Source organism: Marinobacter sp. UBA2498 (genome assembly GCF_002341575.1).
GTDB lineage: Bacteria > Pseudomonadota > Gammaproteobacteria > Pseudomonadales > Oleiphilaceae > Marinobacter > Marinobacter manganoxydans.
Map to the genome: position 1 here is coordinate 6903 of NZ_DDOI01000142.1, position 694 is coordinate 7596.

Annotated in this window: 1 protein-coding gene; it reads right to left on the reverse strand. The window is 62.0% G+C overall.

Features of this window, described 5'->3' with window-relative positions; all coding sequences use genetic code 11:
* On the reverse strand, nucleotides 1–694 hold a 694-nt coding region (locus B2W52_RS19610; protein ID WP_286803946.1), incomplete at both ends, for an MFS transporter.

Sequence of the window (694 nt, forward strand, 5' to 3'; positions counted from 1 at the left end):
GCCGAGCAGATAGTCGTCCACGTAGACCTTGAGCTGGGTGGTGTAGGCGGCGCCGAGAAACCAGAACCAGCAAATGCCCAGCACGCACATCCACACCGATTTCACCTCCCGTGCGTAGCCGACGATATGCCAGGTTTCCCGCCACAGATTCCAGTTGATCTTCATTCCCGGGTCGGCGGCCGGCGCCTTGGGAATGCCACGGGCGGCCAGATACCCCAGCGCCGCCAGGCCCACCACCACCGCGGACACGATCAGCGGGTCGGCGGCGTCCATTTTCAGCAGCACCCCGGAAATCGAGCCGAGCAGAATCGCCAGAAAGGTGCCCATTTCCACCAGGGCGTTGCCGGACACCAGTTCCCGGGACGGCAAATGCTGGGGAATGATCGAGTACTTAATGGGGCCGAAAAAGGTGGACTGCAGACCCATGCAGAACAGCACCGCCAGAAGGAAATAGACGGCGTTGAAGAAAAAGCCCACCGCCGCGAACGTCATGATGAAGATTTCCACCAGCTTGATGCGCCGCACCAGCATGGCCCGGTCGTACTTGTCGGCGAGCTGCCCGGCCAGCGCCGAGAACAGGAAGAACGGCAGGATGAACAACGCCAGGGCCATGTTGTTCAGGGTGTTCACCTCGGTGCCGGCGACCACCCCGGAGGCGATCAGCAGAATCAGCGCCTGGCGGAACACGTTGTCG